Raw genomic sequence first — 16625 nt, forward strand, 5'->3', positions numbered from 1 at the left:
GCAAGGCAATCACTGCTTAACGGGGAGATGAGTTTATCGTCATGTCACTGAAAGAATGGTTGCATGTTGTAGAGACTACTTCAGAGGATCAGTCTTTCCAGTATCAGGTTTATGCAAGCACCAGATTGGATGAAATCGCTGGTTGGGGTTGGGGGACAGCGCAGCAGGAGGCTTTTCTTCGAATGCAGTTTGCAATGCAGCAGCAAGCGTATCAGTTTCAGTTCCCAAAAGCCCATTACCAACTGATTGTCTCAGACACAGAACGTGTAGGTCATTTGCTGATTGATAGGACGGAGAATGAGTTGCATCTCGTGGATATTGCTTTACTGCGCGAATACCGTAACAAGGGGATTGGCTCGTTTGTCATGAAGAAGCTGCAGGACGAGGCTGCACAAAAGGATAAACCATTGAAGCTTCAGGTGATGAAATTGAATGTGGCTAGTCGTCTCTATGAAAGGCTGGGGTTTGCACGGACAGGCGAGTACGGTATACACATCGAGATGGAATGGAGTAAACGAGGTTCGTGAACAAAACGATAGGAGGAGTCTCGTAATCGCGAGAGTCCTCTTTTTCTTAGAAAAACATTGTGAGATTTTTGTGAGGATTAAATGGTAGTCTTAAGCAAGATGATCGTACATATTCGATTTCTTCTGGAAGGGGATACATGTTTGGAGCGAAGAAATTTCCTGATGCCTGCCGGGATTGGATTGGTCTTTTTACTTTCAATAGCGGTATTCATCGGGATATACATACAAACCTTTCCTAGTCGTGACATGCCAGTCGCGAAGCGGGGAGTGCTTGATTTGTCGAACTGGAATTTTCAGAGCAAGGGCTTGGTCAATTTAGATGGGGAATGGGAGATATATCCAGGTGAATTGCTTTCACCAGAAGATTTTCCCCGAGGGCGGCCCACAAAAGTCTCTTATCTGGTCGTACCTGGAACGTGGAAGGGAGAAAGTCTCATCGATAGTATCGACCGCAAAGGCTTCGCTACCTATCGATTACAAGTAAAGCTTCCGGAAGACAAGCAAATCTATGGGCTGAAAACAAAGAGCATTCGCATGTCGCATCGGTTATACATCAATGGAAAACAAGAAGGCGAGAGCGGACAGCCTGCCGTAGAGAGCGAAGCCCATCAGCCTGGGAATACCCCGTATACCGTGTTTTTTTCTCCGGATGACAAGCACATGGAGATTGTCATTCAAGTGGCGAATTACATGTTTTTCACTGGGGGGATTGCGAGCTCGATTCAACTGGGCTTGGACAAGGATATTGCCATTTTAAACAGTACCTTGCTCGGAACGGATATTGCTTTTGTCGTAACATTGGGGATCATGGCGGCGTACCATCTCAGTTTTTATTTTCTCCGTATGAGGGAGAGAACCTATTTGTTCAGTGGCAGCTATATGGCTGCTCTTGGTATCTATCACTTGGTTTTTGGCGAGAAGGTATTACTGCAGCATGTGCCTTCCATTCCGTTTGCCATTGCTTACAAGGCACAGGATGCGTCGCTATTCATCAGTTCCATTCTGCTAGCCCTGTTTTTCTGTTCGATTGATAGAAGGGTTCTCTCTCGAACCTGGATGATCAGGCTGACTGCTCCCATTTTTCTCTATACTCTAATCATTCTCGTGTTGCCCTATTCGTTTTATACGAACCTGAAAGGCCCGCTATTGATTTATGTACAAATCTTTCATTTCTTTATTATGGGCAGGCTGATCTATTTATCCAGCAAGAGTCAGAGGGAGTCGTCCGACCGTAAAGAAATGTTGCTTTTCATCGGGGCCAGTATATCTATGTCGGTTTGTTTAATAGACGGTCTTTTATACGCGGAGAACCTCGTGCCAACCGATCTTGCAGGAAAAATTGGTATCTTGTATTTCATTACCTTGATGAACATTCTTTTGGCGGTACGATTCACTAATGCCTTTGAAAAGACGGAAATTCTTTCCCATCAACTGAAGATATCGAATCAGATCAAAGACGAATTTCTCACACAAACATCGCATGAGATGAAAACGCCGCTGCACGGGATTATCAATATTACGTCCCATTTGCTAGAGGACGAGACAAATATGCTGTCCTCGAAACAAATCCAAAATCTCTGGCTCGTCAAAGATACGTCGATCAAGCTGTCCATGCTGGTTGGTGATTTACTCGACGTGACTCGATTGAAGCATGGGGAGCTGCGCCTCCATCTCACAATCGTGGACATCAAGGTCATCACACAAATTGTCTTTGATGTATTGCAGTTTGAACTATTAGGGAAAGATGTCCGGCTGGAAAATCAAGTTCCCGCGAATATATGGGTACATGCTGATGAGAATCGGCTTCGTCAAATCATGTATAATCTTGTGCACAATGCAATCAAGCATACGATGGTAGGTTCGATCAAGGTAACCGCAAACGTGTTGGAGGGACATGTACGCATTTCTGTAGAGGACACAGGCACAGGGATTTCGCCCGATAATCATGAAGCCATTTTTGGTTACTTTGAGCAGGCTGATCAACTATTGCCGCAGGATGGGTACACAGGCATGGGCGTAGGTCTCTACATCAACCGCAAGCTGGTTGAGCTTATGGGAGGCGAAATTTGGGTAGAAAACTCGGAGCTTGGCCAAGGCACGCGCATGACATTTACGCTACCGACTGTCCATCAAACAATGGCCGCGCAGGAGATTGCAGCGACGGCTCAGGATAAATCACGTGAGGCAAGCGAAAAGATTCCCCTGGATATATTGGATGATCACCAATATACCATCATGATTGTCGATGACGAGGCATCCAACATACACACCTTGCTGAACATCCTGTCCAAGCATCGCTATAATGTGATTTCTGCCTTTTCAGCAAAAGAAGCCATGAAGAAAATCAAGGATCACCCACAGGTTGATCTGGTGATTCTGGACGTGATGATGCCAGGAGTATCGGGGATTGAGCTGTGCCAGTTGTTGCGCGCACAGTATTCGATTCTTGACTTGCCCATCCTGTTTGCATCCGTCCGAGATACTCCCCAAGACATTGCGCTGGGCTACAGAGCAGGGGCGAACGATTATGTGACCAAACCATTTGATGCGGAGACACTCATTGCCCGCGTGCAGACACTGATTGCGATGAAAACCTCCATTCAAGAGGCCATACGCAATGAGCATGCGTTCCACCAGGCTCAAATCAAGCCGCATTTTCTCTATAACGCCTTGAGCAGTGTGATTTCTTTCTGTTATACCGATGGCGAGAAGGCAGCGTATCTCATCAGCATGCTCAGCCAATACTTGCGCTATATTTTAGATATGGATCGAACCACGCTGTTCGTACCGTTGTACCGGGAAATGGAGCTCATTCATGCCTATGTAGAGATCGAGAAGGCTCGTTTTGGAGAAGGCTTTGATTTCGTGTGTCATGTTGACGAAGGCATTCTGGATAAGGAGATTCCTTCCTTGTGCATCCAACCGTTCGTAGAGAATGCGATCCGGCATGGATTGTTCGAAAAGGACGAGAAAGGTCATGTGACGCTTACCATTGTGGACGGAGGTCATTACATCAAGGTCATGATCGAAGACGATGGGGTGGGGATTGCAGATGATCTCCTGTATCAAATGTCAAAAGGCGAGAATCAAAAAGGAAGCATCGGCATCCAAAACATCAGAAGGCGACTTGATACCATTTCTGGGGCTACCTTAAGTATTACCTCCGAAATGGGAAAAGGGACCAAAGTTGTCATGTACATACCTACTCCTGAGGGGATGCATGCTTGACCCATGTACCTGCTGTCTTTTCCTTTTGTACCTGCTACAATAGCGTAGTATAGAAGGAAAAGGAGGCGAGAACGTTGAGACTTGCAGGAAAACAAGTGGTTTGCTTCGTCGAAAGTGAATTTGAGGATCTCGAGCTCTGGTATCCGGTGATGAGATTGCGAGAGGAAGGCGCTACCGTCCATTTCGTCGGCCCGAAGGCGAATCATGTCTACATAGGGAAGTATGGTGTACCATGCGAGGCTGACAAAGCGATGGCAGAGGTCAATCCTGCCGACTATGCAGGTGTACTCGTTCCAGGAGGGTGGGCACCTGACAAGCTGCGCCGCTATCCGGAGGTGCTGTCGTTTGTGAGTGCGATGCACGAGGCGAAAAAACCGATTGGACATATTTGCCATGCGGGCTGGGTGCTTGCTTCCGCAAAAATTTTGCGCGGGGTAACCACGACATCGACGCCGGGCATTAAAGATGATATGGAGAATGCAGGCGCGATTTGGGTAGATGAAGAGGTCGTGGTAGACGGTCACATTGTTGGTTCCCGTAGACCGCCTGATCTGCCAGCGTACGCCAAAGCGTTTGCTGATTTGCTGGCACAACAATAGGAAAAGGAATAAAGGGCTTGCTCGAAATGCTGAGCAAGCCCTTGTTTTTACGTTGATCGAGGCTTTATTACGAAGGGGGGTTATTCCGTTTCTTCCAGGGCGGATCGCCTATCTCGTGGATTTTGCTATTGATTTTAAAAAAAAGATAGGGAATCAAGAATGCCAAGACTGTCCCTGTGAAGGTCAAATACGGAGGGACTACGCCTAAAAATTTGAACATGGGATCACCTGTTGTTTTAGCGTTCGGTACGGTTGATTGCACCGATATTGCGTAAATAGACCTTTGCTTGAACTGTTATCTCACTTTTTTCATACAGACGCTGCCCTGTTTCCCAATCCTGCCGAATTTTTTTCCATAGCGAAAAATGATGCTGCTTCAGATAGCTGCCAAGCTTGATGACATCCACTTTCATCTGCTTATGGACCTTCCTGATGGTGTCATTGCTCATTCGCTCGATTTCTTTGGCAAACACTTGTTCAAGCTTCTCCATCGCAATGTGATTCAAGTAATCCGTTGTGGCGTAAGACTCGGCCAATGTGCCTTCACATTCGATTATTATCGTGAATTTCATGTGCTGCCGATCTCGTAAATCTGTTTCAATGCTATGCTTGATCCCTTGGATGTTCATCGAGACGAGGTTGTTTTTAAACTTGCCTTTTACCATACCTCCACTAACTTTTCCCGTGAGAAAATTCAGTCCCTCCGTCTCTTCTTCCCCGAGAAAACCCATCAACTGATTGTCATGGGTAAAAACAGCGGCGCCTGCTAATTTTACCTCCTGCTCCTCGGGTCTGATGCGCGGAACCACAAAACTGTACGGACTGAGAAGCTCCTCGTGGACATCGCCCAATCGGACCTCTGGAAGCATGCGGGAATTTTTAGTGACGTTTTCTCCAATCGAATTGACGTAAATAGCTGGCAACTTCTCTGTTTTCGGTTTGACTTCCAGTACTTCTTTGGCGGGACCATTTGAGATAAATACCTTGCTGCTTCGTCTGGAATCTGGATCACGCAGATAGAAATCGAGTGCTCTGGCAAAACCGTTTTTCGTACGGGCGACGTCTTCGGAGACGATCAGGATCTTCATATGCTGATAAAACGGAGTTCTGCTGGTCCGGGTAACCAATTCGCGGGAAATCTCGAAAAGAGAATCCCCCTCGGATATGAGGTTATGGTAAGCCTCATTGGCCGTGTTTTGACCACCGCCGCTTCCTTGGCTGCCGGAGATCAATCCACCGGGGACGACGAATTGATGTGTGACGAGAAAGCGCTCTTTTACTTGAGGTTTGTCTGGAGCCTCTTGCTTGGCTTGCTGCTCGGCTTCTTTCGTACGAGGTTTATCAATCGCTACGCCCACCACAAATCCGCGTTCCTCAATTTGAACCTGATCCCAGCATCCAGCCAGCAAAGTCGAGAGAAGCAGGAAGATGCAGAAGGCAGTGGGCTGTCTATTCATGTCCCTTTACACCTCGTATGACAGCGATGAGGAGCAGCAATATCGGACATAAATAGACGACGATCATTCCGAAATAAGTGATGCTGTCTGCAAACGTGAAGAAATCAACCAGGTTTTGCGGGAGCATCGCGACAAAATAAATCATGGGAGAAAGAATGAGCACCCAAATCGTTTTGTGCACCTTGTGGAACATGGACGACAAATTGAGCACGGTAATATCGAGCCACATCGCACATGTGTTGAAGATCGTCATGATCCAGATGGTAAAGAAAATGGACTCCACCCGTTCAAAAAAGCCGCCGGGGATTTCGACCTCTTTTGCCAGCTCGATGGTTGGATAGGTCAAGTTCGTCGCAACCTCCGCAGAAAATACTCCGATGACGAACATGTAAATGGTCATGTAGAGCAGAATCGGGATCGAGAGCCCTAACGTCACGGCCATCGCTCCTTCCTGAGGCTTTTTCATCAGCATGGTGTAAAAAAGGATAATCTCAAAGCCGGAATAAGACAGTCCGACCTCTTTGGAGCCTTCCAAGAGAGACCGCCAGTCCGAAGAAAAGTAGGGACGTATATTTTCAATCTCTAACAACTGGGTCGTAAATAGCAAGACGATGAACATGACGATGAGAACGACAGGTAAAAACAACAAGTTTAGCCGCAGCATGGAGACGCGTGTTCCGACTACGGCATATTGAACGATCAATAGAAAAGAGAGCGTGATCATTTCCACTGGCGTATTGTAAAACAGATACTGCTTGGCGATGTTTCCGATAGCTCGAATTTCGAACGAGACAAAAAGCATGGTGTAAATACAGACCAGAAAGGTCAAGATGTAGCTGATCGGCTTGCTCGCGATGATCGATGTGTATTGAAAGAAGCTTTGTCGGGGAAAACGAGCCGCGAGCTTGGCAAGCAACCAGCCAATCACACACGCACACAAACCGCTCACGATTACAGAAATCCATCCATCGAAGGCCCCTGTTGCCTTGGCTAAAGCGCGGGGGAATGTCAGGATGCCAACACCGATCGTAATCGAGGCGATGTTGATCCCCATATGCGTTTTGCTGATCAGTTTCTCCGCCAAGGTCTGTGCGCTCACTTACGAACCTCCTGTCGGCATGCGATTTTCGTCTTTCGGGTGAAGGGCATCGGGCCGAGTCTTCAAAAAGGTAACCGGCGCGCGCAAGATCATGTCCTTCCAGTCCCGCGGCATCTGTGGAGCAAGAGGTGCCAAATATGGGTACCCGATGCTCGTCAGATTGGATAAGTGAATCATGATGGCAATGAAGCTTAACACCACGCCGTAAATACCAAAGATGGCAGCCATGAACATGGCAAAAAATCGAATCATCCGAAAGGCGATGGCAAGGTGATAGGAAGGGATGGCAAACGAAGCGATGGCAGTAAGGGCGACGACAATGACCATGACAGGACTGACGATGCCCGCAGAAACCGCTGCGTCACCGATGACGAGACCCCCGACGATTCCGATGGTTTGGCCGATTGGTTTCGGTAAGCGTATTCCGGCTTCCTGCAACAACTCCATCGTAGTCACCATCATGATCGCTTCTACGAATGCTGGAAACGGAACCCCATCGCGTGTGGCTGCAATTGAGAAGGCGAGATCAGACGGGATCAAGCCAGGGTGAAAGGTGACGAGAGCAATATAGAAAGCAGGTGAATAGACGGCTAGAAATGCTGCCAAATACCGCAACAGCCTGGCTAATGAACCGACAATCCAACGCTCGTAGTAATCCTCGGGTGAATGGAGGAGCAAGCCGATGGTGACAGGCAGAATGAGCACCATGGGAGTCCCGTCCACCAATATGGCAATGCGGCCTTGAAACAATGCCGCACTTACTTTGTCGGGACGCTCCGTGTTATGAATCTGAGGAAAAGGAGACAAAAAATCATCTTCAATCCATTGTTCGATAAAACCGGACTCTTCGACCTCATCTACATCGATCGTGGAGATACGCCGTCTCACTTCATTCAGCAGTTCTGGATCAGCGATGTTGTCAATGTAGGCAATGATCACATCTGTTCGGCTGCGTCTGCCTACGATGGACCCTTCAAAGCGCAAGTTCGGGTCTTTGATACGTCTGCGTATATGAACGGTGTTGTCCCGGATACTCTCTGTAAAGCCATCCCGGGGACCTCGCACAAGCCCTTCGGAGACCGGTTCCTCGATGGAGCGAGTTTTCCATCCCTTGCTGTCGATAACAATGATTTCGGAAGATCCATCTACGATCAGGGCTGTATCCCCAGAAAGAATACTTTCGAGTGTTTTTGTGAAATCCGTTGATTTCGATATTTCGACGACAGAAAGGACTTCCTCATAGAGCATCTGGACGATCTTGTCTGGTTCAGTCGGCACCATTTTTGAAGCAGTCGAGATCATCAACTGGATTTGTCCGAGTACTTGCGTATCCAGCATATCGCAGTTCGCCAATCCATCGATCGCAATAACGGCACAGGAATGATTGGTGTTGCCGATAAAAAAGGAACGAATTAATAAATCGTGTGGGCTGCCCAGCACGGTCTTGAACGTCTCCATGTTTTGCTGCAAACTGGTCGATAGCGTAGGCGCAGGATCATTTCGCTGCTGCAAACGTTCGGTTATGAGAGAGGAAGTTTTCTTTTTGCGACGTTGGGACAAAAATCTGCGCATTATTTGGAGTTCCTCCCGTTCAGATTGCGAATATCATGTTAGTGCGATTTTTTCCAGATGAGAGGAAAATTATGCGGAAGACAAGGCTAATGCTAAATCTTTCATAGTTTTAAATTGAACTCATCTGTGACGTATGATACATTCGGCATGGTAGAATAGAGAGTAGTAAAAGGAAGTTCAACAGGTATTAGTAGAGAGAGTAGGAATGATGGAGAAGGGTGGAATAGAAGTGCTTGACAGTCAAGTATTGATCCGGGAAACGGACTTTTCCCGACTGGCACATACATGGGAAGAACTCGCGGAAGTAATGAAATCGCAGGGAGACGAAACCACGCCTCACAAGCTCATTCAATTGGCCGCGAAAACAAAGCGCGCTGAGCTGAATATTGCGTTTTGCGGACATTTTTCCGCAGGAAAATCAACGATGATTAACACGCTTCTGGGAGTCAATTTGCTACCGTCCAATCCGATTCCGACCAGTGCGAATGTCGTCAAGATTCGCGGCGGAGAAAAAGCGGCTCGCGTCTTCACCATGAGCAGCGGAGTCCTTACATTTGATCCCGATACGGAGATGGAGAAGCTCAAGCAGTTTGCTGTTGACGGAGATACGGTAGAATCCGTAGAGGTTTCCTATCCGGGAACATTCCTTGACGAATATGCGAGTTTGCTCGATACACCGGGCATTGACTCAACAGATGCAGCACACAAAATCGCTACGGAATCTGCGCTGCATTTGGCAGACGTCGTCATTTACATGATGGATTATAACCATGTTCAAGCCGAGGAGAACTTCAATTTTACGAAGACGTTGAAGGACCGTGGCAAGCCAGTCTATCTGGTTGTGAACATGATCGATAAGCATATTGATTTCGAATTGGATTTCGATAGCTATAAGGAAAGTGTTGAGGAGGCATTCGCGACCTGGAACATTCATCCGGATGGTATTTTTTACACGTCGCTTGCGGAATCAGATCATCCTGAGAACATGTATGAGGAATTTAAAGGCATGCTTGCACAGTTGATCGTTGATCGTGAAAAGCTAGTTGGTACGAGCGTTCGCAGTGCTGCTGAGCATTTGATCGAAGAACACATCCAAGTAGTAAGAACAACCCAGGCTGATCAACGCCAGCAGTGGGAAGCCCAGTTGGATCGTTTGGAAGTGGAAGGCATCGACAGTCGTGATGCAGCGGTTGTGCAAAAATCGCTTGAGCAGGAGGAAGCGACAGCTACTGCTCTGGAGCAGCGTGCTGAGGATGCCAGAATACAGATGGAAAAAGAACTAAGTGTACTCTTGGACAACGCCCGCCTGACCTATTTCAGTACGAACGAAGCAGCACGAAGCTATTTGGAGAGCCGCAAACCGGGCTTCAAGGTGGGCTTGCTGTTTGCAGGCAAGAAGACAGAGGAAGAACGCGCACGTCGCGAAGAAGCCCTTCTCGTTGAGTTCCGTGAAAAAGTGGCGGGAAATCTCGACTTCCATTTCAAAGAATGGCTCGGCAAGCAGCCGCAAGTGTTTGATTTGCGAAACGAAGAATATCACGCCAGCGTCCATGCGACCAAGATCGAGATTACGGGTGAGTTTCTCAGCAAGCACATCAAAGACGGTGCTGCTTCAAGTGAGTACGTCTTGAACTACTGTGCGGATATTTCCAGCGGGATGAAGCTGGAGTACAGACGAGTTGGCCTCAATTTCATTGCGCAAGTGGTTGAGATGCTGAAGGAGCAAGTGCGTGTAGAGAGTGCTGCTCAAGGCGAGCGTCTTAGTGTCTTGCGTGAAATGGCAGCGTTGCATCAAAAGCTGGCAGGACTGGCAGCGAGAGAAGAAGAAACCAAGGGTCGTCTGTTGGCGATTATGCGTGGAGGAGAACAAGTAGCATGAATCAACTACGAGACAAACTAATTGCGGCAGCAGAGCGTCTGCGGCGCGCAAGTGATGAAGTCGTTTCCGTACCAGGGATGCAAGCACAGGCACAGGCGATGCTGGATCGAGCAGATCGCCTGACAGCTAATCGTTTTACTGTCGCACTGTTTGGTGCATTCAGTGCAGGGAAATCGTCTTTTGCGAACGCCTTGATGGGCGATCTCGTGCTGCCCGTGTCACCGAACCCGACAACAGCAGCTATTAACAAAATCATGCCGCCTACGGATACACACCCGCATGGCACTGTTCGTGTCGTCATGAAAGAGCGTGAAGCCATTGAGCAGGACGTGATCCGTTCCCTTGCTGTCTTTGGTATGATCGCTACTGATCTCGAAGGCGCACTGGCTGAGCTGGGCAAGATCGACGTCGCCCAAATCCCTCCGACGGCAAAACCGCATTACACCTTTTTGAAAGCTGTTACAAAGGGGTTGCCAGAGATGTCGGCTCATCTGGGCGGCGAACTGCTGGTTGATATGCAAGCGTTCAAAGGGTTTGTGGCAAAGGAAGAAAAAGCTTGTTTCGCAGAGTACATCGAGCTGTTCTATTCTTGTCCGCTGACCGATCAGGGAATTGTTCTGGTAGATACGCCTGGTGCTGACTCCATTAACGCACGTCACACAGGTGTGGCGTTCGAATACATGAAAAACGCGGATGCGGTCCTGTTCGTGACGTATTACAACCACGCCTTTGCACAGGCTGACCGCGAGTTTTTGCTGCAAATGGGTCGCGTCAAAGATACATTTGAAATGGACAAAATGTTCTTTATCGTCAATGCTTGTGACCTCGCAGCGAATGAAGAAGAATTGCAGGGCGTCCTGACCCACGTAGAGAAAAACCTCCTCTCGTGCGGAATTCGTCTGCCACGTATTTACCCGGTGTCCAGCCAGACTGCTCTGTTGGCACGGATGCACGAAAAAGGCAAGCTGGCAGCTTCTGCGGAGAAGGTCTACCGTCAACGAACGAATTCGGCTGAAGGCGAGCCGCTGATGCCGGCAGATGAAGCATTCAAGTTCTCGGGAATGGCATCGTTTGAAGCAGATTTCCTCCGCTTTACGATTGAAGAGCTGACGCAAATTGCTGTGAATGCTGCAATCGGTGAAATCCGTCGCGCCCACGATACCTTGACAGAATTCATGCGTATGGCACAGTCCGGGGAAGACGAGCGTCAATTGCGCAAAGAAGCAGCAAGCAACGCCAAGACACAGGCTCTCTCAGCTGTTGAAGCGCTGTCTACCGCTTCGTTCGAGCGAGACTTGGCAAAAGAGCGCGAGGAGCTGCTCTACTACGTTCGCCAGCGCTTGTTCTTCCGCTTCAACGAGCTGTTCAATTTTGCTTTTAATCCGGCTGTCATCAAGGACGATGGACGCAATATGAAGCAAGCGCTGCAAGGATGCTTGACTGATCTGCTGCGTTCGATCAGCTACGACTTAGCGCAGGAGCTGAGAGCGACTACCCTTCGCTTGGAGAAGTTCACGAACAAGCAGGGGACAACACTTGTTGCGGCATGGCAAAAGGATGTACAAGGCTACGCAGCAGGGTTGGGCTTGGCATCTTATCAGCAGCGGCAGGTGGAAACACTGTCCTTTGCGAACGAACTGCCAGTAGCTGAATCTGCATTTGCATCTGCGATTTCCTTGTTCAAAAACACCAAAGACTTTTTCGAGCAGGATGGCAAAGTGAAAATGCGCGAAGAACTGGAGAAACGCATGCAAGAACCAGTAAGCGGGTATGTAGAAATCGGAAACAAGCAGCTGGATGAGCAGTTTTCTGCGTTGTTCCAAGAGCTGGTGGCGAGTGAGCGCAATCGCGTCATCGACCAGATCAACGAGTATTTCACAGGTCTGTTTGCAGCTCTTGAGATGAACGTCGATCTCGACGAGCTGGCGGCAAAAATAAGCCGTGTGGTGGTTGAGTTGGAGTAGTTCCGGTTTGGTGGGAAAATGAAAAGGGCAGTTCCCAGGTCTTTTAAAGACGAGGGGATTGCCCTTTTTTCTTTTTAAGATGGTAAGTGGAGCATGTTACATGTAAAGAAAGGAAATTGTTCAGTATAGGAGATAGTAGAGGGCCGAATAAATAATGAATACATGCAATACCTCACCATTACGATTCATTCAAGTTGACTAGTGTCTTCCCTATTAAATCCTCAGCCCGATAATCTCCAGGCTCAAGTTGAATTGTTATTGATTCAGTTGGACTTATGAACTCAGTCCTATTGACTAACGCAACTCCCTTAACATTGTATAATTTCAACTTATCATTCGCATCATATAAAATATTAGAGCTAAGGTTACCATGTGGTTTCCCTTCAATTGCGACAATATTTGCTACCTTAATATAAAACGCTGCTTTTACCTCAATGGAAAACATATTCTTCGCCTCAGTCCTCTAATGTCTTAAATTCTTTTCTCATTTTCCTTAATCTATCTATAGTAGCTGTAGTTTCGATATTAGGAATTCCGTAAACCTTTCTAAATTTAATTAATTTTTCGGCAGCTTCAATCTCAACTGTTAGTACTGTCCTTGGCCGTTGATCAGGAATTTTGCCCGCTCTGTATTGTGCAGTATGAATAAATTCTTCAAATACTGCTGATGTTGTAGGATTCTGCCTCAATTGGATTGTCTTTTCGTTCCAAGTCACAGCTTCTGCTCCACGATAATCTAAATATCTAATAGCTTCTTCAGATTGGTCAATGACACCACCCTGTTTTTCAAAGGCTTTTTTCATCCTATCAAATTTAACTGGATCAATAGAATCAGAAGATTGACTAGTGTTTCTTGTTAGACCATAACCTTTACTTTTATTTCCTTTTTTTGCTGTTTCCACTATTTTTCCGATGTTCTTACTTCTCCCAAGCGTAAGTGCATGCAGGGCAAGCCCACCGATTGCAAGTCCATCCGCGAGATTGATTTTATCGTCCCGCAACGTATTCAAGTCCTCTTGCATCGGATCAATATAGCCTTCCCTTACAAACACATTCACGCCCTTAGGTAAACCCTCAGCCGCCTTCTGCAAACCTTTTGGTAAATCGTTTGCAGCTTTTTCTAGGGCCCCAGGCAGTTCACTTGCCGCTTTTTGCATGGCAGCAGGAACGTCTCCCAGTTTTGATATTCCTTTGACGAAGTTGTCCCACATGGTTGGCTTTTCCTGTGGCTTCTCGCAAGCTGCTCCTTGTCCAAAACTGGCAGCTGGTGGTCCACTATTTCCTGACGACTGATGCCCTGTCGTAACACCACCCAAATCCTGCCCGTCGTCTTCAATCTTGACAAGTCCGCAATGAAAACACATATTTGTGGATTTGTTCAGTAAAGCAGGGTGTCCGCCGACCATTTTATCCGGTTTGCCATCCATCCATGGCATGGTCATCACAGGTGTGCACGGCATTGGTGTCAGTACCCCATTATTGGCTGCGGTGGCAGAAGCGACGGCGGGATTCTTCAGGTTATTGCACTTTCCAAATGGCATGATATTGACGTTTGGAATGAAGTCCATAATGTTCATTTGCGGCTTGCCTTTTACAAAAACACCATGACTGAAGGGCATTTTTAGCCGACTTAACTGACTTCCGCTACTGCACGATAAAATGGCACCAACAACCACGTAGCTCTTGCGTTCCGCATTCGACTTTTGGACGATGATATCTTCAATATGTGGCATTCAGTCTCCTCCTCACAGGCAGTTTCCTATACAGATGGAAGATGCTCATGGTGAAAAAAGACGAATGATATCCAATCTATATATAAAAAGGGAATAATACCCACATATTGAAGTATCGGTTTCGGATTGGTCGCAAGCCATAGATAGAAAGTTGCGAATACTGGATATATTTATAGTTATTAAGATCTATTCATGTATTCCTATTATTTATATTTTCATTTCCGATTCTCCCATTCCTCTCGCAAAATCCCCATCTTAATCGCATCGAAATATTCACCGCGGACAATCCTTGCTTTGCGTACCCGCGCTTCTTCCACCATTCCCATATGAGCAGCCAGCTTGATCATCCGTTCGTTGCCGGACCACGTACCAATGCCTAAGCGGATGGTATCCATGTGAGTAAACAAGTAGTCGATCCACATTCGAAATGCTTCACGGCCATAGCCATTCTGCCAGTAGCGGGAGTCGTAAATAACGATTCCGATTTCGCACCAGTTCGTCTCTTCGGATACCCAGTAGCGACCGACACTGCCTTTTAACTCCCCATCGATCTCAATCATCAGTTCGGTTCTTGGTGCATCTGTCCCGACGAGAGCAAGAGACTCCTGGTGGCGTGGGAGGGCACGATACTCTTCTTTTGTGTACGGATCAAGCGGTTTGTAGGGGCCATTCCAATTGAGATGCTCACGATCTTCTGCTTCGTATTTCCAAAAGTAAATGGTATCAAGATCTTCTGCTCGAAGATCTCGCAGAACGACCTTTTCTCCCTGTAAATGAATACGCATGACTTGTTCTCCTTTCGTGTGGGTGAATCTGGTACAATCATTGTAAAAGAGAACTGCTCCTATACATAGTGACAGTTTGAAATAGATGAATGGGTACAGAATGGAGGGGCGCTGATGGAGTACATGCCGATCATGGATGCACAGAGCAAAGAACCTCTGTATCAGCAGCTATACAAGCAATTGAGCAAACGGATTGCATCAGGAGAGATACCGTCTGGAACCAAGATACCGTCGATTCGTCAGTTGATGAAAGCAAGCGGGGTCGGAAAAAATACGATTGAGGCAGCCTATCAGCAACTGCTCGCAGAAGGCTACATCGTGAGTAGGGAGCGAAGCGGCTTTTATGCTGCCGAGATCGAGAGATGGTCAGAGCCAGTTGATCAGGATGAGGAGATTGCCTTGTTTTCGTCTATCCTGAAAAAGAAAAAAGGGGAGCATCTCACCTGTCGCTACAACTTCCACGGTTCTGTCATCGATACGAAGCACTTTCCTTACGCTGCATGGCGCTCTTGCATGCTGGAAGCGCTGGATGTCTATCCGGAGGACTTTGCTTTTTACGGGGATGATCAAGGGGAGTGGGAGCTGCGAGAAGAGCTCAGTAAATATTTGCGCAGAGCACGTACGCTCATTTGTCGGCCTGAGCATATCATCATCGGCACCGGATTACAGCAGGCTCTCAGCTTTTTATGTCTGCTCTTGGCAGATCGGCATCGTGTGGTTGCGATCGAGGAACCAGGATATGCAGATGCACGAATCGTCTTTTCCCATCACGGCTACGAGGTCATACCAATTCCGCTTGCGGAAGAGGGGTTGTCCATTGAAGCCTTGGAGAAAAGCAAAGCAACTGTCGTGTACACGACCCCAGCCCATCAGTTTCCGTATGGGATGGTCATGTCAGTCGGTCAGCGTCAGCAATTGCTGCAATGGGCAAAGAGAAAGAACGGAATCATCATCGAAAATGATTACGATGGCGAATTCCGCTACAATGTACACCCTACGCCATCTTTGCAAGGAATGGATCGGGACGGATGTGTTGTTTATATCGGCAATTTTTCCAAAGCATTTTCTCCAGCACTTCGCTTGGATTACACGGTACTTCCGAGGCAATTGCTCGAACGATATTTGGAATCGTTCCAGGCGTATCCTTCTCCGGTTTCCCGCCATTTGCAGCGGAGCATGCAGTTGTTCATGCAAAAGGGCTACTGGGAAAAGCATGTCCGAAAAATGCGCACGGTCTATCACCGCAAGCATGATGCATTGCTTCGGGCAATACAGACCTACATGCCCCGGGAAGTACGCGTATTGGGACAGTCAGCAGGGCTGCATATTTTGCTCGAGGTGGACACTTCCCGTACAGAGAAGGAGCTGGTCGAGCTAGCGCGTGCGGCAGATGTTCGGGTATATCCGAGCGGCCATAACTGGGCCAATGATCCGACGAATGCACGGCCGCGAATGATAGTTGGATTTGGTGGAGTGGAGGAACATGACATAGAGGTAGGAATCGGTCGTTTGGCAGAAGCTTGGTTTTCGTTATGATCTGTGCATTTGCCGGATCTTCTCGTTCTTATCCTTGTCGTCACCCTCTTCTTCCTCTGTTTCTTTTTTCTCGATCTTTTGCTCATGGAATTCCACTGGCGTTTGCCCGAACACGCGATCTAGCGGGGTGTAGTAATGCTCGACCGGTTTCTTTTGGATAAAAAAGCGGTAGCAAGCCATCCCGAGCATGCCAAAAATCAAAAGGGATACGCCAATAATCAAGCCAGACATCATCATCAGTTTTTT

At 47.6% G+C, this 16625-nt stretch carries 11 protein-coding genes and 1 pseudogene; 6 read left to right on the top strand and 6 right to left on the bottom strand.

Going from position 1 to position 16625, the window contains the following annotated elements; all coding sequences use genetic code 11:
* Positions 1 to 41 precede the first annotated feature (41 nt).
* The 3 genes from ACFYU8_RS12630 to ACFYU8_RS12640 all read left to right on the top strand — a co-directional run bounded on the left by ACFYU8_RS12630 (position 42) and on the right by ACFYU8_RS12640 (position 4354).
* The gene (locus tag ACFYU8_RS12630) at positions 42 to 527 is read left to right on the top strand and encodes a GNAT family N-acetyltransferase (RefSeq protein ID WP_390299070.1); all 486 of its coding nucleotides are present in this window, start codon (positions 42 to 44) and stop codon (positions 525 to 527) included.
* A 141-nt stretch (positions 528 to 668) separates the two neighbouring features.
* Positions 669 to 3755, top strand: a complete 3087-nt coding sequence (locus tag ACFYU8_RS12635) for a hybrid sensor histidine kinase/response regulator (RefSeq protein WP_390299073.1) — start codon at positions 669 to 671, stop codon at positions 3753 to 3755.
* 74 nt (positions 3756 to 3829) lie between these two features.
* Positions 3830 to 4354 carry a type 1 glutamine amidotransferase domain-containing protein gene (locus ACFYU8_RS12640; protein ID WP_390299076.1) on the top strand — a complete coding sequence of 175 codons (525 nt, stop codon included), beginning with the start codon at positions 3830 to 3832 and terminating at the stop codon, positions 4352 to 4354.
* Between the two features lie 236 nt (positions 4355 to 4590).
* On the opposite strand, the gene ACFYU8_RS12645 is transcribed toward ACFYU8_RS12640, so the two are convergent.
* Genes ACFYU8_RS12645 through ACFYU8_RS12655 form a run of 3 tightly spaced genes read right to left on the bottom strand, consistent with a single transcriptional unit; the run spans position 4591 to position 8485 of the window.
* Complete coding sequence (locus tag ACFYU8_RS12645) at positions 4591 to 5811, bottom strand: Ger(x)C family spore germination protein (RefSeq protein ID WP_390299079.1); 1221 nt, start codon at positions 5809 to 5811, stop codon at positions 4591 to 4593.
* Complete coding sequence (locus ACFYU8_RS12650; protein WP_390299082.1) at positions 5804 to 6910, bottom strand: GerAB/ArcD/ProY family transporter; 1107 nt, start codon at positions 6908 to 6910, stop codon at positions 5804 to 5806. The genes ACFYU8_RS12645 and ACFYU8_RS12650 overlap by 8 nt, the downstream gene beginning before the upstream one ends.
* Positions 6911 to 8485: a spore germination protein gene (locus ACFYU8_RS12655; protein WP_390299819.1), complete on the bottom strand. Its 1575-nt coding sequence runs from the start codon at positions 8483 to 8485 to the stop codon at positions 6911 to 6913.
* Between the two features lie 202 nt (positions 8486 to 8687).
* On the opposite strand from ACFYU8_RS12655, the gene ACFYU8_RS12660 reads away from it, so the two are divergent.
* Both ACFYU8_RS12660 and ACFYU8_RS12665 read left to right on the top strand, forming a co-directional pair.
* Complete coding sequence (locus ACFYU8_RS12660) at positions 8688 to 10361, top strand: dynamin family protein (protein WP_390299085.1); 1674 nt, start codon at positions 8688 to 8690, stop codon at positions 10359 to 10361.
* Positions 10358 to 12325, top strand: a complete 1968-nt coding sequence (locus ACFYU8_RS12665; RefSeq protein WP_390299088.1) for a dynamin family protein — start codon at positions 10358 to 10360, stop codon at positions 12323 to 12325. The genes ACFYU8_RS12660 and ACFYU8_RS12665 overlap by 4 nt, the downstream gene beginning before the upstream one ends.
* Before the next feature lie 1316 nt (positions 12326 to 13641).
* On the opposite strand, the pseudogene ACFYU8_RS12670 reads toward ACFYU8_RS12665, so the two are convergent.
* Together ACFYU8_RS12670 and ACFYU8_RS12675 are read right to left on the bottom strand one after the other, a co-directional pair.
* A pseudogene (locus ACFYU8_RS12670) lies at positions 13642 to 14058 on the bottom strand (DUF4280 domain-containing protein); the annotation flags it as partial.
* A 215-nt stretch (positions 14059 to 14273) separates the two neighbouring features.
* Positions 14274 to 14843, bottom strand: a complete 570-nt coding sequence (locus ACFYU8_RS12675) for a GNAT family N-acetyltransferase (RefSeq protein WP_390299091.1) — start codon at positions 14841 to 14843, stop codon at positions 14274 to 14276.
* A 114-nt stretch (positions 14844 to 14957) separates the two neighbouring features.
* On the opposite strand from ACFYU8_RS12675, the gene pdxR reads away from it, so the two are divergent.
* Positions 14958 to 16379: a MocR-like pyridoxine biosynthesis transcription factor PdxR gene (pdxR, locus tag ACFYU8_RS12680; protein WP_390299094.1), complete on the top strand. Its 1422-nt coding sequence runs from the start codon at positions 14958 to 14960 to the stop codon at positions 16377 to 16379.
* Here pdxR and ACFYU8_RS12685 read toward each other — a convergent pair.
* The gene (locus ACFYU8_RS12685; RefSeq protein WP_390299097.1) at positions 16374 to 16616 is read right to left on the bottom strand and encodes a DUF3951 domain-containing protein; all 243 of its coding nucleotides are present in this window, start codon (positions 16614 to 16616) and stop codon (positions 16374 to 16376) included. The two genes, pdxR and ACFYU8_RS12685, sit on opposite strands and share 6 nt — an antisense overlap.
* Positions 16617 to 16625: the final 9 nt, after the last annotated feature.

The sequence above is a fragment of the Brevibacillus sp. NPDC003359 genome, from assembly GCF_042878995.1.
GTDB lineage: Bacteria > Bacillota > Bacilli > Brevibacillales > Brevibacillaceae > Brevibacillus.